18 protein-coding genes and 1 CRISPR repeat array are annotated in these 20,358 nt (G+C 64.4%); of the genes, 9 read left to right on the top strand and 9 right to left on the bottom strand.

Annotation, left to right across the window (positions count from 1 at the left end; translation table 11 throughout):
* Positions 1-56: 56 nt before the first annotated feature.
* Entirely contained in the window at positions 57-827 is a 771-nt protein-coding gene (locus ACOOF5_RS09505; RefSeq protein WP_420438507.1) for an SDR family oxidoreductase, read from the top strand.
* A 77-nt stretch (positions 828-904) separates the two neighbouring features.
* Here the strand turns inward: ACOOF5_RS09505 and ACOOF5_RS09510 are convergent, their stop codons facing one another.
* Positions 905-1,750 (bottom strand): alpha/beta fold hydrolase, encoded by an 846-nt coding sequence (locus tag ACOOF5_RS09510; protein WP_420438509.1) that lies wholly within the window; start codon positions 1,748-1,750, stop codon positions 905-907.
* Positions 1,751-1,813: 63 nt separating this feature from the next.
* Positions 1,814-2,752: a crotonase/enoyl-CoA hydratase family protein gene (locus ACOOF5_RS09515; RefSeq protein WP_420438511.1), complete on the bottom strand. Its 939-nt coding sequence runs from the start codon at positions 2,750-2,752 to the stop codon at positions 1,814-1,816.
* 471 nt (positions 2,753-3,223) lie between these two features.
* Here ACOOF5_RS09515 and ACOOF5_RS09520 point away from each other — a divergent pair, with 471 nt between their 5' ends.
* Both ACOOF5_RS09520 and ACOOF5_RS09525 read left to right on the top strand, forming a co-directional pair.
* On the top strand, positions 3,224-3,466 hold the full coding sequence (locus tag ACOOF5_RS09520) for a FitA-like ribbon-helix-helix domain-containing protein (protein WP_420438513.1): 243 nt from the start codon (positions 3,224-3,226) through the stop codon (positions 3,464-3,466).
* A 5-nt stretch (positions 3,467-3,471) separates the two neighbouring features.
* Positions 3,472-3,894 carry a PIN domain-containing protein gene (locus ACOOF5_RS09525; RefSeq protein ID WP_420438515.1) on the top strand — a complete coding sequence of 141 codons (423 nt, stop codon included), beginning with the start codon at positions 3,472-3,474 and terminating at the stop codon, positions 3,892-3,894.
* 243 nt (positions 3,895-4,137) lie between these two features.
* Here ACOOF5_RS09525 and ACOOF5_RS09530 read toward each other — a convergent pair whose 3' ends face one another.
* The 3 genes from ACOOF5_RS09530 to ACOOF5_RS09540 all read right to left on the bottom strand — a co-directional run bounded on the left by ACOOF5_RS09530 (position 4,138) and on the right by ACOOF5_RS09540 (position 6,793).
* The gene (locus ACOOF5_RS09530) at positions 4,138-4,428 is read right to left on the bottom strand and encodes a hypothetical protein (protein WP_420438517.1); all 291 of its coding nucleotides are present in this window, start codon (positions 4,426-4,428) and stop codon (positions 4,138-4,140) included.
* A gap of 289 nt (positions 4,429-4,717) precedes the next feature.
* Positions 4,718-6,394: a DUF222 domain-containing protein gene (locus tag ACOOF5_RS09535; RefSeq protein WP_420438519.1), complete on the bottom strand. Its 1,677-nt coding sequence runs from the start codon at positions 6,392-6,394 to the stop codon at positions 4,718-4,720.
* Positions 6,395-6,526: 132 nt separating this feature from the next.
* Positions 6,527-6,793 (bottom strand): hypothetical protein, encoded by a 267-nt coding sequence (locus ACOOF5_RS09540; RefSeq protein ID WP_420438521.1) that lies wholly within the window; start codon positions 6,791-6,793, stop codon positions 6,527-6,529.
* A 638-nt stretch (positions 6,794-7,431) separates the two neighbouring features.
* Between ACOOF5_RS09540 and cas7g the strand changes: the two genes are divergently transcribed.
* The 6 genes from cas7g to cas2 are packed head-to-tail and all read left to right on the top strand — an operon-like array spanning position 7,432 to position 16,220.
* Entirely contained in the window at positions 7,432-8,658 is a 1,227-nt protein-coding gene (gene cas7g / locus ACOOF5_RS09545) for a type I-G CRISPR-associated RAMP protein Csb1/Cas7g (RefSeq protein WP_420438523.1), read from the top strand.
* Positions 8,655-10,346 (top strand): type I-G CRISPR-associated protein Csb2, encoded by a 1,692-nt coding sequence (csb2, locus tag ACOOF5_RS09550; RefSeq protein WP_420438525.1) that lies wholly within the window; start codon positions 8,655-8,657, stop codon positions 10,344-10,346. The genes cas7g and csb2 overlap by 4 nt, the downstream gene beginning before the upstream one ends.
* A complete protein-coding gene (cas3g, locus tag ACOOF5_RS09555) occupies positions 10,336-13,359 on the top strand; it encodes a type I-G CRISPR-associated helicase/endonuclease Cas3g (RefSeq protein WP_420438527.1) in 3,024 nt (1,007 codons plus the stop codon). The genes csb2 and cas3g overlap by 11 nt, the downstream gene beginning before the upstream one ends.
* Positions 13,359-14,282 carry a type I-G CRISPR-associated protein, Cas3-extension family gene (locus ACOOF5_RS09560; RefSeq protein ID WP_420438529.1) on the top strand — a complete coding sequence of 308 codons (924 nt, stop codon included), beginning with the start codon at positions 13,359-13,361 and terminating at the stop codon, positions 14,280-14,282. Before cas3g ends, ACOOF5_RS09560 begins: the two co-directional genes overlap by 1 nt.
* Positions 14,279-15,919, top strand: a complete 1,641-nt coding sequence (cas4g/cas1g, locus tag ACOOF5_RS09565; protein ID WP_420438531.1) for a CRISPR-associated endonuclease Cas4g/Cas1g — start codon at positions 14,279-14,281, stop codon at positions 15,917-15,919. Before ACOOF5_RS09560 ends, cas4g/cas1g begins: the two co-directional genes overlap by 4 nt.
* 4 nt (positions 15,920-15,923) lie before the next feature.
* Positions 15,924-16,220 carry a CRISPR-associated endonuclease Cas2 gene (gene cas2, locus ACOOF5_RS09570; protein WP_420438533.1) on the top strand — a complete coding sequence of 99 codons (297 nt, stop codon included), beginning with the start codon at positions 15,924-15,926 and terminating at the stop codon, positions 16,218-16,220.
* A 170-nt stretch (positions 16,221-16,390) separates the two neighbouring features.
* Positions 16,391-18,823: direct repeats of the CRISPR family, unit length 36 nt; unit sequence GTATGGCCGATCAACTGGTCGGCCCTTCATTGAAGC.
* A 147-nt stretch (positions 18,824-18,970) separates the two neighbouring features.
* Here the strand turns inward: cas2 and ACOOF5_RS09575 are convergent.
* The 4 genes from ACOOF5_RS09575 to ACOOF5_RS09590 are packed head-to-tail and all read right to left on the bottom strand — an operon-like array spanning position 18,971 to position 20,311.
* Complete coding sequence (locus tag ACOOF5_RS09575; protein ID WP_420438535.1) at positions 18,971-19,543, bottom strand: zeta toxin family protein; 573 nt, start codon at positions 19,541-19,543, stop codon at positions 18,971-18,973.
* A gap of 33 nt (positions 19,544-19,576) precedes the next feature.
* The gene (locus ACOOF5_RS09580; RefSeq protein ID WP_420438537.1) at positions 19,577-19,927 is read right to left on the bottom strand and encodes a TA system antitoxin ParD family protein; all 351 of its coding nucleotides are present in this window, start codon (positions 19,925-19,927) and stop codon (positions 19,577-19,579) included.
* Positions 19,928-19,966: 39 nt separating this feature from the next.
* Complete coding sequence (locus ACOOF5_RS09585) at positions 19,967-20,104, bottom strand: hypothetical protein (RefSeq protein ID WP_420438539.1); 138 nt, start codon at positions 20,102-20,104, stop codon at positions 19,967-19,969.
* Positions 20,105-20,146: 42 nt separating this feature from the next.
* Entirely contained in the window at positions 20,147-20,311 is a 165-nt protein-coding gene (locus ACOOF5_RS09590; RefSeq protein WP_420438541.1) for a hypothetical protein, read from the bottom strand.
* Positions 20,312-20,358 lie beyond the last annotated feature (47 nt).

Below are 20,358 nucleotides of genomic sequence, written 5' to 3' on the forward strand. Positions count from 1 at the left end.
TTGACCTGCACGACTGAGGCGCACACGCGCTCACCCATGACAGGAGGCAACCGAGCATGGAACTGCGACTGGACGGAAAGACAGCACTGGTGACCGGCGGATCGGCCGGCATTGGCAAGGGCATCGCTAAGGCATTCGCCGATGCGGGCGCCAACGTGATGATCACGAGCCGCAAGGCCGACAAATGCGAGGCCGCGGTTGCCGACATCGGCGGCGAGTGCGACTTCATCGCTGCGCACATTGGCCATCTCGACCAGGCCGAGCGGGTGCTCGGTGCCACCATCGAGCGCTATGGCTCGCTGGACATCTTGGTGAACAACGCGGCGACCAACCCGTGGGCTGGCCCCATGATCGACTGCGACGTGCCGCGGCTCGACAAGACCTACGAGGTGAATCTGCGAGCGCCGCTGCAGTGGACCCAAACGGCGTGGCAGATGTGGATGGCTGAGCATGGCGGCTCGGTCATCAACATTGCTTCGGTGGGCGGTCACCACACTTCGGAGGCGCTGGGCGTCTACTGCATGTTCAAGGACGCGCTCATGCACATGACCCGCCAGCTCGCTGCCGAGCTGGGGCCGAAAGTTCGCGTCAACTGCATCGCTCCCGGCCTGATCCGCACCGACTTTGCGCGGGTGCTCTGGGATGGGCCGCGTGGCAAGATGATCGCCGACCAGCTGCCGATGAAGCGTCTCGGCGAGCCGTCCGACATCGGCGAAGCGGCACTGTTCCTGTCAGCGGCAGCGACCTGGCTGACCGGCCACGTCATGGACATCGACGGCGGCGAGTGCGTCAAGATCGCCGGAGAGCTGCCGCTCGAAGAGGGCTAGTCGGTGTGCCCGGGCCTGTGGGCCGTCGCGGCTGCACCGTCCTCGAATGTGGCGCGCGGCTTGCCCCTGGTTGAGCTTCAGATGGTCTCGGCTGATCTTGCAAGCGCGGTCAACCAGTCGGCGACTGCTTGGGGATCTTCGACCATGGCATTGTGGCCGAGCCCGTCGAGGACGTGCGGCGTGGTGACACCGGCCGTGTGAGGGTTGGCCGCTGCGACTGACGCCAAGTCGGCGTGGTGGCCTGGCGCTACCAGCGGATCGTGCTCGCCCACCGCCATGGCCACCGGGCACTTCGCTGCAGACAGCAGGCTTGCCATGTCCGGCGGGCCCACCTCGACGGTTGCGGGGTCTTGGGCAACGCACCAGCCGGGTGCAGGGCCGGGCGGGTCGAGGCGCACTGGCTCGCCGTCGGTGGTGTAGCGAACCTCGGCGTCGGTGCGCATGGTGCCGGCGTCGATGGCGTTGGAGATTCGCTCGTCGTCTGCAGCAACGACGCCGAACAGACCTGAGAGCTTCAAGAACCACTCGACGGCACTGTCCCGGTCGCTGAATTGCCGCGGCGGCCGTTCGGCAAGCTCCGGAATGCGTGCGACTTCGGCGTCGGTCCATCGCAGTTTCACCCCGATGGTGGCCGCCGTATTCGGCGTCGGCCCGAACCATCCGCTTGCGAGCGCCAGGCCGACGATGCCTCCCATCGAATGCCCGACGACGACATAGGGGCCGTCGCCATGTGCGTCGGCGAGCATCTCCGCCACGTCGGCGGCCATCGCCCCGAACGAATAGCGGTCGAACCAGGGTGCCGCGCCGTGGCCGCGCAGATCGGGTGCGAAGACTCCGCCGCTCCACAGTTCGGCTACGCCGTCCCACACGTGACGGTTGGCGCCGAGGCCGTGCAGCAGCACCAGCGTCGGCTGCTCAGCCACGGCTGCGCCTGCTGATGTGGTTCCGGGGACGAACCTGTCGCATGGTGTCCGAAGGCCGCTCGCTCATCTCGGACGCTCGCCGTAGTCGCTGTGGGGTGCGTCGCGCTCGGCGATGACCTGGCGGAAGCCCTTCGTCTCGAAGTCCTCCACCCAGCGGTAGGCCTCCTCGGTGTGCCGGGTCACGCCGTCAAAGAACGTGCCGAGCAGCTGGCTCGTGCGCAGACCCATGTTCTCGAAGGCCTGGTTGACGAGCAGCTTGTTGAGCGCCAGCTGGTTCGCTGGGATATGTGCGAGCCGGCGAGCGAACGCTGCGACCTGGTCGCTGAGCTCGTCAGGCGGGTGCACGTAGGCGACCAGCCCGATGCGATGGGCGGTCTCGGCATCGATGGCGTCGCCCGACAGCAGGAACTGCTTGGCGTGTTCGAGGCCCAGCCGGTACACCCACATCATCGTGGTGGGCGTTCCGTAGATGCGTGAGGGGGCGTAGCCGATGTGCGCGTCGGAGGCCATGAACAGCAGGTCGCAGCACAGGACCATGTCGGTTGCCCCGCCGATCGCCCAGCCGTGAATCTGCCCGAGCACGGGCTTGGGGCACTCCCAGATCTTCATGAACCGCTTCACGTTGTGGCCCATGAACTGCCAGTCGCGCACCGGGTCCCATGCGCCTTCACGGGGCTTGGGGCCGGGGGCGCTGTAGGGACTGCCCCACGAGTCGTACAGCTCCTCGGCGCTGTAGCCGGTGCCCCCGCCGGGGTTGAGGTCGTACCCCGCGGTGAGCGTGGGACCGTTGCCGCGGAGCACGATCGAGCGAACCTCCCTCGATGCCGTCGCCCGATCGATGCCGTCTGCCACGCCGGCGATGACGCTCTCGGTCAGCGTGTTCATACGCTCGGGTCGGTTGAGCGTGATGAACGCCACCGTGTCGACCTCGTCGTACAGCACCACCGGCTCGGACCCACTGGTGCCCCCGGCAACCCCAGCCGTTCCCGTGTCGGAATTCATCGCGCGGACGCTAGTGGGGTGTCCGCGAACCTACGCATGGTTGGAATCTCGCAAAAGGCCTGATCTGCGAGAGAATTCGACGTCGGCGACCGTGCGAACGTTTGCGGACACCGCACTAGCTGCGCACGCGGCGGCGCTGTGCGGCACGTTGGCGCACGAAGAAATCGGCGATGGGAGCGCCCAAGCGAATTGCCGCATCGTGAGCCGTTGACGTGTCGTCGTACGTTGCTGACCACACATGCCGAGCACATGCTCCACCTACTCCAGCGGGGTGCGTCGGACGCTGCGATGAGTGCGGTCTGGCGCCGCCAGATCCCTCGCCAATCTTCCCCGCCATCCTGGTCGCCTCGGCTCGACCAGGAATGGCGCGGCGTGCTCGTGGGGGCGTCTCTATCTCGCTCTGCTGCTGAACTCAGTACGATTGCAATGCAATCATCCGCGAGAGCTTCACAAGAACCTGGGGTTGGAGCATTGTCGAGCATCACGATTCGTAACCTCGACGAGCGAGTCAAGACCGGACTGCGCGTGCGAGCGGCGGTGCACGGCTGTTCGATGGAGGAGGAGGTCCGGCGGATCCTCCGTGTCGCGGTGGAGGACGACACTGGGCCGGCGGATCTCGTCGCGTCGATTCGGGCACGTGTCGAGCCGTTCGGTGGCGTGGAGCTGACGTTGCCATCACGTGAGCCGGTCCGCGAACCTCCCCGGTTCGGCTAGACGGCATGTTCGTCCTGGACACCAACGTCGTCTCAGAGCTGATTCGCCCCACGCCAGAACCGTCGGTGACAGCCTGGGTGGCGGGCCACGCGTCGTCGTCGCTGTTCCTGACCGCCGTGAACGAGGCGGAGATTCGTTTCGGAGTCGCCATCATGAAGGTGGGTGCGCGCCGCGAAGCAGTGAGCGCGGCGATAGACGCGCTGGTGCGGGAGGATTTCGCCGGTCGGATTCTTCCCTTCGACAGCGACGCTGCAGTCGCCTACGCCACGCTTGCTGCGAGACGTCGGGCCGCTGGTCGTCCGGTGGCCCAAGCAGACGCCCAGATCGCTGCGATCGCCGCAGTCAACGCCATGGCTGTGGTCACGCGGAACACAGCCGACTTCGTGGACACGGGCGTCGACATCGTGAATCCTTGGCCAGCCGGCTAGGACGGTCCCGGTCACGCGCTAGGAGTCTGGTCGGAAAAGGGGTTTCGGCTGAGCCAACACGCCGCTGACCTGCGGTTGTGCAACGGAAAGATGTCGAAAATACGACTTTCCGATCACGCTCCTAGCGGATACGAGCGGCGCATCTTCGTGGAGGTCACCGGTGGACGGTCCCGGTCACGCGGCAGCGGAATGATGCACCGGAACCGACCGGCGATGCCGCCGATCCGTGCTGTGCCCGACAGTTCAGGTGAGCGCAGTGATGGTGAGCGGTACCCAGATGGTCAGCATGAAGCCGGCCATGCTGACCATGAGCATTCGAGTCTGGCGCGCCAGCGCCGCACTGACCGCGGTGCTGACCGTGCTGTCGACGTAGCTGCGCATTCGCTCCTCGAGGGCACGGAGGTCGTCCTTGGTCGCCAGGAAGTCGGCGCCGTTGGGATAGACGCACTTCATGAGGGTGACGGCCGGTGTCTCGCCGAGCGTGTCGATGAGCTTCTGCACCATCTCGGTCCGTTCAATCTCGTCGATTGCCATGGGGTGTTCCTCCGCAGTGTAGATGTGGTCAATGGGCCGCTTCCGACGGCCGCCAGAGGCGGCAGCGCGGTGCGTCGCGGTGGCATACGTATGACCGGCAGGCCGGACAGCCCAAGCGAATTGTCGCGGCATCTCATGGCCGTCACCCGACCCGAACCGCCCATTGCGGCAGGCAGGGCAGGCCAAGTGATGTGTCGCAGTACGGATCGTCTGCGGGAGCCTTCGTCCGGCACACAAGTCGGGCAGATCCGAGCGATGCAAGCCGGCCGCCCATGTCGCAGCTCGCTTCTCAGCACCGCAGCGGTAGCAGGATTTCTGGGTCTGCGGCGAGATTCGTCGAGAGACCAGTAACGGTCCAACGCCCGGCGCGTTCTTCCCGAGCGGTCAAGGGCGGTGACGCGTCGTCGAGCAAACCGATGGCACCGGTTCGTTGGTTGGGAGCGCCGGGTGGCAGCAGCCCAAGGTCGTGCTGGTGCAGGAACTTGTGGTGCGTGCGGCACAGCAACGCCAGATTGGCCAGGCTGGTCGGGCCCAGATCGGCCCAGTGCACCAGGTGATGGCCCACGCAGCCGATCGGCGCGACACCGCAGCCGGGCCACACGCATCCTCCGTCTCGTGCAATCAGAGCTCGCCGGATCGCTGGCGGAATGGTCCGCGATGTCCGTCCTACGTCGAGCACTTCGCTTCGGGTGCCCATCACCGCGGGGACGATGGTGGCGTCGCAGGCGATACGGCGCACGTCCGAGGGGCTGAGTTCGGTGCCTGTGCCGGTGAGGCCGCACATCTTGCCGCCGCTGGTGCATGTGTCGAGACCAGTCGGGCCGCTGACCCAGCTGCAACAGCCGGTCGGGCCGCTAGCGCAGGTGCATCGACCGGTCGGTCCGCTGGTGCAGGTGCAACGGCCGGTCGGGCCGCTGGTGCAGGTGCAGGTGCAAGAGCTGATCGGACCGCCGGCGTCATGTCGCTCGCTTCGGTCGAGTCCGTGCACCTTGTCGGCGCACGCGCAGCCTCCAACGGCGGCGATGGCGCTGCGCAGAGACGCCAGTTCGACCGTCACGATCATCTGAGCGTTCGGGTCATTGAACGCGAGCGGCCCGAGACCGACTTCGTCCTGGCTCGAACGCGCCTGCTGTGAGTGCACCGATTCGGGGTTGCCCGAAGCGGGACCGCTTGATGCGCCACGCGGCCCCCGCAGCAGAGCCACGAGGGCATCGGCAGCGCGCTGGGGCACCGTGCGCTGCTGTGTGGCCGGCAGAACTTCCTCGGATCGCCACTCCCGCTGGACGGCCCGCTCCAGCAGTCGCTTGACCTGATCGCCGGTCTCGGGATCGAGCTTTGCCAGCAGGTTCCACATGCCGTCGTCGTCGATCCACATCGACGCCCGCCGCGCGGCCTGTTGGCGATTGCGCTGCTGTGCGTCGCTTTCGGCGCGATGAGCGGCCTCGGCCTGCCACACCTTGCGGCGCGTCTGGTCGGCGTTCTGGCGCATCGCGTCGATGAGCAACTCGTCGCGGACCGTCTCGGGTACCTCGGCCGATGCGAGCGCAGACGCTTGATCGGTGGTGATCGAACCGTCGCAGTGCGCTTCGGCCACTTCGGCCTTCTCGGCGATGACCGCAGACTCTCGTTCCACCTGCCGGGCGGCCGAACGCCGCAGCGCAGCCAGCGACGTCAGCGTTTCCGCCGCCGAAGTCTCGCCGCGACCGATGTGCAGCTCGCGGCAAGTCACCTCGTGGACGAGCGCCGCCCGAGCTCCTTCCAGCGCATTCAGCGCTTGCTGCACGGCACCCAAAGCCTCGAGCACCTGCTGATCCCCGAGCCGGGAGAGCTTGTCTCGCAAAGCGGAGACCTGGCCGACAACCGTCCCGGCATCGATACCCGTGCCGGTGCGGTTCGGCGCGGCCCGGCCTGCGCTTCCGCGGCGCTCAGCCGCAGCAGGCTCGCTCGATGGGGGCGATGTGAACATGGGTTCCACGCTACGAACCCCCTGTGACACGAAACGTTCCCCGGACGGGCGCTTCCATCCATGTCTGAAGCGATCTGCGGGCGTGGTCAGTTCAGCCCGTCGTTCAGGCAGAACTTGGCGGGGTGCAAATGTTCAGGTGAGCGCAGTGATGGTGAGCGGTACCCAGATGGTCAGCATGAATCCGGCCATGGTGACCATGAGCATCCGTGTCTGACGAGCTAGTGCCGAGTCGACGTAGCTGCGCATTCGCGCGTCCGAGGCAGCGATGTCGTCCTTGGTGGCCAGGAAGTCTGTGCCGTCGGGATAGACACACTTCATGAGGGTGGCGGCCGGCGCTTCGCCGAGTGTGTCGATGAGTTTCTGCACCATTTCGGTCCGTTCGATCTCGTCGATTGCCATGGTGTACTGCTCCTCAGTGTAGGTACGTCCCGGGGGTCGCCTCCGACGGCCGCTAAAGGCGGCAGCGCGGTGCGACGCGGTGGCGAACGTAGGGCTGAGCGACGAGGCGACCCGAACGAATTTCCGCGGCATCGGTCAGTTCGCCGACTGCGTTCGACCCGTTGCTGAATTCATTTGCACTCGCCCGTGCGCCGATGCGGAGAGGTGGGACGGTGATGCCGGGCGCGGAGCCGACGGACTACGGACGCAAGAGCTGCGGGTGATGATGCCCACCACAGCGCCGGGCGTGACATTGAGCGCTGACGTCAGCCGCCTGCTGTATGCTCGCCCCAATCTTGCCCGCCTTCCTGGACGCCTCGGCTTGACCAGGAATGGCGTGTTTCTCTTTTTCTGGTCCCAGTGCCGCTGCTGCCAAGCACCACCGATCTCACCAATTGGCTGGTGGGAGACGTGGGTTGCAGTTCTTCTTGGGCCTTGGTCAAGCATCGAGCAAAGTCGGCCGGCGATACCCCAGCGAGAGACCTCGCGCGCCGCGAGCGCTTCGCGAAGTTGAGCCACGCACTTCGTGATGTCACACCCCCTCTGCAAGATCAGCAACGACTGATGGGCGGCCGGATGCCGCCAGAAAGGACAGGCAGATGTCTGAGTTGACCTACGAGATGCTGCGAGATGCAGTGGCGGGAGGAGCGGTCGCGCTGCGCTCGGTCATGAGCCTGCAGCCGGCCGACGGCCCGGGGGGCAAGGTCTTTCCACCGACGTATGCCGTGGCGAGCAACGCCGAGAACAAGTACGCCATCGAAGAACGCCAAGTCGGGGACCGGGTTGCCACAACGGTGCTGCTCGATTCAGTGGCATCACAAGCGAACCGGGCGGAACTGGCACTTCTGGAGGGCTGGGAAGCCGACGAACTGCGCTTTCCGGTGCCGTTCGTGGATTTCACTGTCGAGACCGATGTGAGCGACATCGGGCGTTTGACGGTGCTGGAGGCGCCTCACCGACTTGCCGATGCGATCTTTCGGGACAGCTTGCTCGGCGGCACGCTGTTTCGCTTGTCTGACATCGGCCGTGAGATTACCGATGCGCAACCGCGCAATGCGACAGCGATGTTCAAGTACGCCCCGACGGCTTTGCTGTTCGGGCAATGGGATTCGACAGGGCCGAAGGGCGGTCTTGGTGCGAAGTTCCAGAGGGCCTTCGTTTCTGAGGTGGTGGGACTGGACGCGCGGGTCGGATCGAAGGTCGGTAGCCGCATCGACCCCCTGCAGATCGAACGCGGCGCAGCCGTTGTGTACGAGCACGCGGACCCTGAGCAGCGTTGGACGCTGCACAAGGACGATGCGGCCGTTGAGAAGGGCAAGCCGAAGACGGTGGGTTCCGACGGCCGACCGGCTGAGATCAACCACGGCAACATCGCCCCGTCGATTGACGCGCTCGCCGGGGGGGTAACGATCTCATCAGCCCGCCAGACAACGCTGATCTCGTTGGCCGCTCTGCGACGGCTCAAGTTTGCCAATGCGTCGAGGGAAGCCTCGGTCGCGGCGCGGACTGCTGTCGCCGCGCTGGGCGTCGCTGCGATCGCCTACGCCTATGAGTTGGATTTCGACTTGCGTTCGCGTTGCTTGCTCGTGCCCGAGCATGCGCCGTCGCTCGAGCTTGTCCATCGTGACGGATCCGATCCCGAGGCCATAAGCATCGAGCGTGAGTCCAGCGCTGCCCTCCTGAGAGAAGCAGTCGATGCGGCAGAAACGGCAGGGATCGGTTGGGTGACTGACGAGATCAGGCTGGTGCCAGCGCCCAAGCTGGTTGAGTTGCTTCGCCGCAGCCGGGAGTTGTCCGCACGCGAGGGAGTAGCGGAGGATTCGTGATCTCCATCGAGGTGACGCTGCTGACCGGTCGATATGTCGCCACTGCCCATCACGACCGGGGCGAGCACGAATGGCCCCCGCACCCAGCCCGATTGTTCTCGGCGCTCGTCGCAACTTGGGCCGATGCCGATGTCCCGGACCCGGCTGAGCGCGACGCGCTGGAGTGGCTTGAATCCTGCAAGGCCCCTGCAATTGCGGCCTCGCTCCCCGACGACGTCGCAATTCGACGCCCCGTGAGTCACTTCGTGCCCGTCAACGATGCTTCGGTCATTGCGGGTGCGCAGTATCGGCGACGAGCTGATCGGCTGGAGGGCCTGCTCGACGAGCACGACACCGAACTCGAAGCTTCACACGGAGAGTTGACGCGCAAGGTCGAGCGAGTGCGTGACCGGATCGACAAGGAACGAGATGTGACATCGCTCGTCGAGTCAGCAGGAAGGACGAACCCGAAGGACGCGGACGCCCTCCTTCCGGATGGTCGCGGCAAGCAAGAGCGCCAGTTTCCGTCGGTGACCCCTGCGTGCCCTCAAGTCTGCTTCAGCTGGGCTGAGACGCCGGTACCCGATCTAGCGAGCGCTCTTGATGGGTTGCTGTCGAGAGTGACTCGGCTCGGGCACTCGTCCTCGCTCGTGTCGTGTCGTCTGGTTGAGACGACCGCGGTGCCGACGATGCAACCCGGCAGCGGGTCGATCGTGCTCCGTTGCCCGCAGCGCGGTCAGCTAATGGCCCTCGAACAGGAACATCGACGCCACGAGGGCATACGACCTCGGTCCCTGCCTTTCGTCGGGGTCCGGTATTCCACGGTGGCCGCAGACAACGGTTCGTCGACGGCACTGCGGGCAGACACCGCCGGTGACTTCCTCGTCTTCGAGTTGCCAGACGACAAGCGGCGGTTCCCGACGACGCGCACGATCGAACTGACCGAAGCACTGCGAGGCGCGATCTTTCGTCATGCCGATGATCCGTTGCCGGAGGGATTGAGTGGGCATTTGCCCGACGGCCAGCCGAGCCTTGACCCGCACGCTGCATTCCTTGCGCTGCCGAACGTGGGCCACGCACACGCAGACGGCCGCATTATGGGACTCGCGGTGATGCTGCCAGAGGCCTTGGGGGACGAAGCTGCTCGCGCAGCTTTTCGCGCCATCGGCAAGTGGGAACAAGCCGGATCCCGTCGACGCTGTCGGCTCACATTGACCGGTGGCATCACGATCGAGCTCCTGCGCAAGCAGCCGCCATTCGAACTCCGCACCCTCCGATCGCATACCTGGGAGCGGCCGTCGTCTGAATGGGTCAGCGTGACGCCCATTGCACTTCCGAAGAATCCTGGCCGTCTGGCGAGCGGGTCACCGGCCTCGCGTTCAAGGGCTTGGGCTGCCGCCGAAGAACAGGTTCGTCAATCGTGCTTGCATGTCGGTCTTCCTCAACCGGCAGCCGTCGCAGTGTCATTGGATCCTCTGACCACTGGAGCGCATCCAGCGGCTCGCTTTCCCGCGTTCGTGCAGGGAACCCGCCGGGCCTCTGGTGTGCGTCGGCGCCTTGTGCATGCTGCGGTGAGATTTGAAGAGAGCGTCACCGGCCCCGTCGTGTTGGGTTCGGGTCGATTCATGGGACTGGGTCTGATGCGACCACTCCCTCGCCGCGCAGCAGATGTATCTGAATCGGAATCCGGGGTCGAAGATGAGCGTTGACACGCTGTCCGCCGCTGAGTTCGCGGAGTTTTTCCATGTTGTGCATGGCCACGAGCCCTACCCGTGGCAGGTGCGCTTGACCGAGCAGGTGCTCAGCGAGGGAAAGTGGCCCGAAGTCATCGATTTGCCGACGGGTACTGGCAAGACCGCAGTGCTGGACGCAGCGGTGTTCGCGCTAGCGGCCCGCCCGACCGTCTTTCCGCGACGTGTCGTGTTCGTCGTCGATCGCCGCATCGTGGTCGACCAAGTCTTCGAACGGGCACGACGAATCAGCAACGCCATTCGAGAGGCGACGAATTCTGATGGCCATGGGCTCCTTGCCAAGATCGGCGGTGCACTCTCCCGTGTTGCCGCCGACGCGGACGATCCAATCGGCGTTTCCGCTCTGCGCGGCGGCATTCCGCATGACCGGGACTGGGCCACACGTCCTGACCAACCTTGGGTGATGGTGTCCACTATTGACCAATTCGGCTCGAAGCTGTTGTTTCGCGGCTACGGGGCAAGCGCTGGCATGCGGCCGATCCATGCGGGACTCGCGGGAAACGACTGCCTCGTTGTTCTCGATGAGGTGCATCTGAGCAGAGCGTTCGTCGCCACCCTTCGGGATCTCGATGACCAAGCATCAATCAACTCGTTCAGAGCCGACGTGCTGCCACGGCGGCGTTTTGTCGTCGAGATGTCGGCGACACCGGATGACGACACTCGGCGTCGTTTTGCCCTTGACCCGACAGCGGACCTCGAAGGCACCGGCGAAGCCCAACAGCGGCTTCGAAAGATTGTCCGGGCTGCGAAGCAGGCACGAATGGTCGGGCTTTCTGGCCGGGTGCCACACGTCTCACTGCCGAAGGAAGTTTCGCGCATCATCAAGGGCGAGTTGCTCGATCACGAGCGCAGTGTCGGCATTGTGGTCAACCGGGTTCGCACTGCACGCGAGGTGCACCGGGCATTGGCCGAGGCGGGATACGTGACGCATCTCATCACGGGACGTATGCGCCCGCTGGATCGGGAACGACGACTGCGCGAGATCGCTGCACTGGTGGATCCGGACCGGCGCGACCCCAAACGAGAGCGAGCGATGGTCGTGGCGACGCAATCGATCGAGGTCGGTGCCGACTTCAGCTTCGATGTGCTTATCACCGAGGCTTGTCCGCTCGACAGTCTCCGCCAGCGACTGGGACGTCTCGACAGGCGCGGAACGCTCGCACACGAGATTGGCCAACCTGCCAGGTGTTGGATCCTTGGGTTGAAGGCTGACGTCGAAAGCAAGAAACCCGACCCGATCTATGGCAATGCAGTACAGGCGACATGGCGCGAGTTATGTGCGCGGGCGCAAGACGACACCATCGATGTCGGACTCGCCAGCTCTCAGCTCGATGACATGCTGCGCGAAGATACGGCTGCCCCCTGGCAGCCGGCGCCGTTGCTGCTACCGACGCACATGGAGGCGTGGGCGCAGACCAGCCCTCAACCACTGGTGCAACCCGACATAGGCGACTTTCTGCACGGCTTTGACGACAACCCGCCGGAGCCCGATGTCGCGATTGTTTGGCGGCGAGACCGCAGCAGTGAGGCGCTTCGCCTCGTCCCGCCCCGACCCGCCGAGCACCTAGCGGTGCCGATCTCGGCAGCGCGAGCGTGGCTGCGAGGCAGCGACGAGACACCTGTCGCCGATGTTGCAGTCCGGGCGGAAGCACAGGCTGCGCGCCCGAGACGAGACGAGCCCTTGGCCACCTCAGTGCTGCGCTACGTCGCCGGGGATGCCGTTGTGGAACCCGCGACCGTTGATGGAATCAGGCCAGGGGACATCCTGCTGGTTGACACCAGCGTCGGCGGGCTCGCCGGAGGCACATGGGATCCGGGGCAACCTGTGTCAAGCCCCGATGCGAGCGTGTCTACTGAGTCGCCACAGAGTTCCCAAACCATCGCGGACCTTGGCGATGAGGCCCAGTGGGCGTACGGCAGGCGATGCACCATCCGCTTGGACGATCAGCTCGATGAATGGCTTCGATCATGGCTCGGCAACGGCGCCCCGGCGATGCCTCGACCCATCCGTGAGGGCTCCGGAAACGACGTCTCGGCCGGAGAAGAACAGACGCCGCGCGAGCGAATCCGGGCATGGGTCGAAGGACTTCTTGGCCACGATGCAGCCACGGCCCCGCAGCACCTGCGATGGCTGGTCGGCGATCCAACCTCGCCCAGTGACGATGAGCGCGGTGCCCTACGGCACTTCGTCAATCCTCGTGACAGCGAGATCGAACTCATCACTGCGGAGCGCGACGACATTGCCACGGATCTCGACTTGCCTTGGATGAGCGACTACTACATGCTGGTTCAGCTCAGCGTCGATGTGCTGACGTTTGTCGGCGGCGACGATGCCTCGCTGACGGGGAGCGGTGTTCTGTTGAGCGACCATCTGTCGGGTGTCGGACAGCGAGCCAAGGAATTCGCGCAGCGTCTCTGGTTGGGGCCCGAGTTGTGTGCCGATCTGTGCCTTGCGGGTGAGTTACATGATCTCGGCAAGGTGGATCAGCGGTTTCAGTCGCAGCTCGTCGGCAACGACCCGGTTCGCTTGGCGATGCTGGACGAGCCGCTGGCGAAGTCGTGCCCGGGTATTCGCCGCTCGCTGGGAGGAGGTCCGCCGGTGCGCCACGAAGTGGCCAGCGTGGCGCTCGCGCAATCCAACGACGATCTCATGAGACGGGCCCACGACCCCGATCTCGTACTTCATCTCGTGGCAACTCATCACGGAAGGGGCCGTCCGCTTCCGATGATCATTGCCGATCCTTGCCCCAGGGAACTGTCCTACGAGCTCGGCGACATGTTGCTGACCGCACATTCCGAATTCAGCGAGACGAACCTTGCGCTGGAAATGGCGGACCGGTTCTGGCGACTGAGCGCGAAGTACGGGCACCACGGCCTCGCGTGGCTCGAGGCAATCCTTCGGCTGGCCGACCACCGTTGCAGTGCAGAGGAAGCCGGAGCCCACGCCGCCTCCCACGGAGCAGCGAGCTGATGGCAGAGATCGAGTTGCGAGGCTTGTCCGGCACCAACCCGCTCGGATTCATGGCGGCACTCGGCTCGCATCTGGCAGTCGAGCGCGACAGTCCGGCTGGCACGCTGCGGTGGACTGAAGGAGTCGTTTCTTACCCAGTTCTCGACTCGGTGGACAGCGTTGACGAAGTAGCACACTCGGCGCTGAAGCTCATCCAGGAGTGGCTTGTCGGTCCTGCATTCGGTTCAGGTGTCGAGCCGAAGCTCAAGTTGGACCCGGACGAGATAACTCACTATCTGTCCCGATCCCGCAGCGCCGGAGATGCTGGGAGGATCGCGATGTGTCTCGTTGCGGAGAACAGCCTTGACAATGGCGGTAGAGCCAAGCCCACCGACTTCTACTTCACGGCGGGGCAGATGAAGTTCGTTGTGATGGCGCGCGAGATTCTCGGAGCGGTCACCCTCGAAGAACTCGTGGCAGATCTGTCGGAGCCTTGGAAGTACCGCAGCGAGGGTCCCTCGCTGATGTGGGATGTCGTGGATGATCGCTTGTACGCACTGAGTTCTACAAATCCGTCTTCGGTCAAGAAGAGCACCAATCCCGGAGCGGAGGCGCTGGCCATTCTTGGATTGAGCCGCTTCCCCTGCTTTCGGTCGACGAATGGGACTGCGACTCAGGGATGCTCGGGCGGCTGGAAACGCGGACACTTCACATGGCCCCTGTGGAATCGACCAGCGCGATCAGCGGCGGTTGCATCGCTGCTTGCTCACGCCTCGAATCCAGCGCCTACTGAACCTTGGATGGAGAACCAGTTCTTGGAGCGGTGCCGCCAGTATTCGGGCTGGGGCGTCGTCCGGGTGATCCAGTCGCAGATCCGCCGGAGCGATCAGGGCGGCTACGGCACATTCGGCCCGCCGAGAGTGATCTGGCGGCGCGACGAGTGACTGAGGTACCCGATCTCGTTCCGGCCCGCATGGTCAACGAGTTCGTGTATTGCCCGCGGCTGTTCTACCTGGAGTGGGTCCAGAGCCGTTTCGAGGACAACGCAGACACGGTGCATGGTCGTTACGTGCATCGTCGCGTGGACGAAGGAGGAGGGCGCATGGGCGATTCATCGGAGGACGAGCCCGTGAGCAACGCGCGCTCAGTGCTCGTCAGTTCGGAGCGGCTGGGGCTGATCGCCAAGACCGACATCGTCGAGGGCTTCGACGGCAAGGTCGTGCCAGTCGAGGTCAAGCGCGGCCGCCCGCCCCAGCATGGCCCCGCGTGGGAGCCGGAGCTGCAGCAGTTAGCTGCGATCGGGCTGATTCTGCGCGACAGCGGCTACGCGTGTGATGAGGGCCAGTTCTATTTCGCAGCGTCGCGCGAACGCACGACCGTGGACTTCGACGACCGGCTCTTGGACAAGACGCTCGACACCGTCGAGCGGCTGCGCCGTGTCGCAGCCGCCGACGATGCGCCGGTGCCGCTGGTGGACAGCCCCAAGTGTCCGCGCTGCTCGCTGGTGGGCATCTGCCTGCCTGATGAGACCAATTTCCATTCCGGTCATGTAGAGAAGACGCCGAGGCGTCTGACCCCTCGCGATTCGGAGGCACGACCGCTGTACGTGACCGAGCAAGGTGCCCGCCTCGGCATCAGCCAGCGCCGGGTAGAGGTCAAAGTCAATCGCGAGGTGGTCCGCAGCGTCCGCCTGATCGACATCTCGCAGATCAACCTCAGCGGCAATGTTCAGGTGTCGACCCAGTTGCTGCACGCAGCGTTCCGGGAGGACATCCCGGTGTGCTGGTTCAGCTACGGAGGCTGGTTCCAGGGGATCGCTCACGGCTTGCCTTCCAAGCATGTGGAGTTGCGTCGGCGCCAGGTCGCGGTGGCCGCTCAAGCGGGCTTGCCGCTGGCTCGCCAGATGGTCGTCGGCAAGATCCGCAACTCCCGCACGCTGCTGATGCGTAACTCTCGGAAACCGGTGGAAGCGGCCGTCGGACAGCTGAAGGATCTCGCCGTGAAGGCGGCGGACGTCGATTCGATCGAGTCGCTGCTGGGCACCGAGGGGGCGGCGGCTCGCTCCTACTTCGGCAGCTTCGCGTCGATGTTGAGGGACGACCGCCTGGGCACGTTCGACTTCGCAGGCCGCAACCGCCGGCCTCCACGCGACCCGCTGAACTGCTTGCTGTCATTCCTATATGCCTTGCTTGTCAAGGACCTCACGGCCGTCGTGTACTCCATCGGCTTCGATCCGTACTTAGGCGTCTATCACCGACCCAGGTTCGGACGGCCCGCCTTGGCCCTTGATCTGGCGGAGGAGTTCCGGCCCATCATCGCCGAGTCGGTGGTGATCAATGCAGTGAACAACGGCGAGGTGGCCGAGAACGGCTTCATTGTTCGGGCCGGGGGAGTGGCACTCGAGCAAGCAGCGCGTCGAGCTGTGATCGCGTCCTACGAACGGCGTCTCGACCACGAGATCACGCACCCCACCTATGGCTACAAGATCACCTACCGGCGTGTACTCGAAGTTCAGGCCCGCATGCTCGCAGCCGCCATGCTCGGCGAGATTCCGAACTACGTACCGTTCACCACGAGGTAAGTTTGTGAGCGGCCGTCGTCGTTATCTCGTTTCCTACGACATCAGCGACCCGAAGCGCTTGCGGAAGGTCCACAAAGCTATGAAGGCGTACGGTTGGCCAATGCACTACAGTGTGTTCATAAGTGATCTCGATAACATCGAACTCATTGGTCTCAAGACTGAACTCGGCGATGTTATCCACCACAACGAGGACACGATTGCCTTCATCGACCTCGGGATGCCTACTGAACGAGGCAGAGATTGCTTCGATTTTCTCGGCAACGCACCGCCATTACCCAGCTCGGGACCGGTCATTGTCTGATGCGAGCGGTCCAGTCAGGCCCCAATCTCCGGGGAGCGCTCGCAGCCCCGAGGTATGGGCCTGAATTGCACCTTGACAACCGAATGAAAAGCTTCCTGAGCGCTCCCGCGCGAGGAGCGCTCGCAACCGCTCCCGAATCTGCTGGTCAGCACCAGTATAATTCGAGAGCGGTATGGCCGATCAACTGGTCGGCCCTTCATTGAAGCCCGACGGCGGCACCAAGGGACAGACCCTCATCAAGAGTATGGCCGATCAACTGGTCGGCCCTTCATTGAAGCCCAGAGCCAGCAGCGATTCGGCCCCGGCTGCGGGCTGTATGGCCGATCAACTGGTCGGCCCTTCATTGAAGCTCGGCGAAGGAGTAGCTCGACATGTCGATGAAGTGGTATGGCCGATCAACTGGTCGGCCCTTCATTGAAGCTGGGCTGCGGGCTACTGGATCGGGCAGCTTGTCACCGAGTATGGCCGATCAACTGGTCGGCCCTTCATTGAAGCAGGTGTGCTCATGCACTGCGCTCTGGCAGGGTCGGAGTATGGCCGATCAACTGGTCGGCCCTTCATTGAAGCCGAACTGACGCAGCCGTGCCGACAGCATCGCTCAGGTATGGCCGATCAACTGGTCGGCCCTTCATTGAAGCGGCAACGTGAACGGCCCCTCCGTCGTGTTGTCCGTCGTATGGCCGATCAACTGGTCGGCCCTTCATTGAAGCACGGAGGTAGTTCGCGTGCCATTGTGGTCATAATTGGTATGGCCGATCAACTGGTCGGCCCTTCATTGAAGCCGGGCCGCACGCTTGCGCCTAGCGGCCCCGTAGCGGGCCGTATGGCCGATCAACTGGTCGGCCCTTCATTGAAGCTGGAGCACGTTGCCGATGCCTTCGTGGGCTGCTTCGACGTATGGCCGATCAACTGGTCGGCCCTTCATTGAAGCGCCTGGCCAACCGTGGCGCTGGGCCGCGGTGCCATGGGTATGGCCGATCAACTGGTCGGCCCTTCATTGAAGCGAGTTCACCGTCGTTCGTTAGCCTGCGAGGTATGAGTATGGCCGATCAACTGGTCGGCCCTTCATTGAAGCAACGCCACAACGGACACGCCTACCGCGCGCATTGCGTATGGCCGATCAACTGGTCGGCCCTTCATTGAAGCGCGTCGCACGCAGTCGGCCGCGTCGAAGCCGTCCTGGTATGGCCGATCAACTGGTCGGCCCTTCATTGAAGCCCTGGCGTGGATCGCCTGCCGCGCCGCCGGCTGAGGTATGGCCGATCAACTGGTCGGCCCTTCATTGAAGCTGCGGGTCAGCCAGCAGTTCAGCTACCGACATCGTTGTATGGCCGATCAACTGGTCGGCCCTTCATTGAAGCACATTCAGTCGCCGGTCAGCGACATGATCTCTGCGTCGTATGGCCGATCAACTGGTCGGCCCTTCATTGAAGCCCGTTCGCTCCGGTGCCCGCCGCGACCGGTCCGGTGGTATGGCCGATCAACTGGTCGGCCCTTCATTGGAGCCAGGGTCTGGGGGGTGACGTCGGTGCCGGCGACGGGGGTATGGCCGATCAACTGGTCGGCCCTTCATTGAAGCATCGATGATTCCCTCCCGACGAAGCGGCGGCGCGCTCGTATGGCCGATCAACTGGTCGGCCCTTCATTGAAGCTGGTGCAGCTTTCCCGAATGACTCTGCAACATCACTGGTATGGCCGATCAACTGGTCGGCCCTTCATTGAAGCTGGGCGGCGCTCTATTGGATCGAGCAGGTCAACGAAGTATGGCCGATCAACTGGTCGGCCCTTCATTGAAGCGGCGTGCCCCCGGACATCGGGCCGACGCCCGGCCCTCGTATGGCCGATCAACTGGTCGGCCCTTCATTGAAGCGCAGCGTCAACGACCGCAAGACACACAACCAGTACGTATGGCCGATCAACTGGTCGGCCCTTCATTGAAGCAGGTCACGCGTGCAGGTGACCGTCACGACGGGCCGGTGTATGGCCGATCAACTGGTCGGCCCTTCATTGAAGCCGCGATCAGCTCAACTTGGACCCCGCCGAGATCGCTCGTATGGCCGATCAACTGGTCGGCCCTTCATTGAAGCTCCGACAGCCGCATCGTGTCACGTCACTGCCGGTGGTATGGCCGATCAACTGGTCGGCCCTTCATTGAAGCGCCAGTGCCAGTGACCCCGCGGTGCCGGGGGGGGCCTTGGTATGGCCGATCAACTGGTCGGCCCTTCATTGAAGCTAGATCGACCTGCTGCATGTCGAAGGCGGTGTTGCCTGGTATGGCCGATCAACTGGTCGGCCCTTCATTGAAGCACCCAGATCAGCGTGTTGTTGCCGCCGGTGCCTTGCGCGTATGGCCGATCAACTGGTCGGCCCTTCATTGAAGCGCTCGCGTGGCCGCCATCGAGGCGACGGCATGCCACTCGTATGGCGGATCAATTGGTCGGCCCTTCATTGAAGCGTGGCGATGCCGGACACGTCCGGGATGACGCCCGCCTTGTATGGCCGATCAATTGGAGGGCCCTTCATTGAAGCGGTGGCGTCGAGGGTGCCTGCGGCTATCCGGGTAGAGCGTATGGCGGATCAACTGGTCGGCCCTTCATTGAAGCGGCTCCGGGAGACGCGGTTTCGAGGCTTTTCGCGCGGTCTCGTCGGTCAATTGATCGGTCCTTCATTGCCGTTGCTGGCATCGACTTTGTCGCGCCCGTGAATACTCCGGCAAGCCGCTTGTTTGTAGTCGGGAGCGGCGGCGTAAATCAGAGGTTCACGAGTTCCGTTGGTGCCCATGGGGGCCACGTCGGTTGCCGTACTGGCGAGCCTGATCGGTAGGCGGCAACGACTTTGTACGGGTTCGTCGCCGACGAGTTGTCGTAGACGATGGTCTCGTCGGCGATGCCGGCTGCTCGCGCGACGTGGCTCCAGAGCCGTCGGTGGCGAGATCGGATCTTGTCTTCGGGGACGAAGTGCCCTCCGTTCGCCACGAGGTGCTCGACGCGTGCTACCGCGAGCGCCTCGGAGACGAGGATCACGTGGAGCACCACGATGTAGCCCGCCTCGGACGCACGGCGGAGCAATTCGACCTTCGACTCGTGGGAGAACACCGTCTCGGCCACGAACGACGTGTGCTCGTCAAGCAGTTCCGCTCGCCGCTGCTCGGCAAGGCTCGCCGCGTCATACGCATGTGCCGCCTCAGCGTCGGGCCAACGCTGCGCGGCAATGTGGTCGGCGTTGACGAACTCGAGCGTGGACGGAGCGAGCACGCTGCGTTGGAAGGTGCTCTTGCCGGCGCCGTTCGGGCCGGCGATGACGTGCAGGACCGGTGTGGGCATCGGAAGGCGCCCGTGTCAGCAGAACAGCGATCTTCAGGGCTGGCGCCGGATAATCGTGCCCTCGTCGTCCTGCTCGACATAGGACATCCCCGCTGCTTCGAACTCAGCGACGAGATCGAGGGTGCGTCGGCGCTGCTCGGTTCGTTCGGCCCACTCGGCCCGAACGATCGCCTGCTCGCGGCTGGTGAGATCGTCGTAGGAGGAATCGCAGGCGAGAACCTGCTCGATGTCCCGAAGTGACACGTCGGGTGCCAGTTCGAACTCCTTGCCGATGCGAGCCCAGTGGCTGATCTGCTGTGCCGTGCTGCGGCTCATCGCAGGCGCCACAGCGGCAGCGCACGCGTGGATCTCCTCATCGACTCGCACCGGTGAACTCGTAGCCATGCCACAACCTCCGAGGCGACTGTAGCAAACTGCTACAGCTCAGCGATCGACCCGGCGCAAGGCGCTCGCCGAGACGTCGACGGGGCAGGCGACCGTGGTGCTGTTCCAAGTCTGGCCATGAAAGTGGGCGACCATCGTCGAGAACCGCGGGTCGGCGATGCTCAACAGCAGGTCCACCCGCCGAGTATTGAGCCAAGCGCACGGCCTGAGCGCGGCTGTCTAGCGGCGGCAGTGCAGCGACACCGCTTCGGAGTTGCGCCGCCGCCAGACGGTGACGTCGCCGGTAAGTCGGCCCGTTTCGACCACCGCGGTGTGGGTCACCAACAGGGGCACCAGGGCGTCGTACTCGGCGAATCGCTCGGCGGCCCGCTCGGTCTCGCACACCATCAGCAGGGGGACGTGACGTCCGATGGCGGCGCACTTTCGGGGCG

The organism is Candidatus Poriferisodalis sp., assembly GCF_965214215.1.
Classification (GTDB): domain Bacteria; phylum Actinomycetota; class Acidimicrobiia; order Acidimicrobiales; family Poriferisodalaceae; genus Poriferisodalis.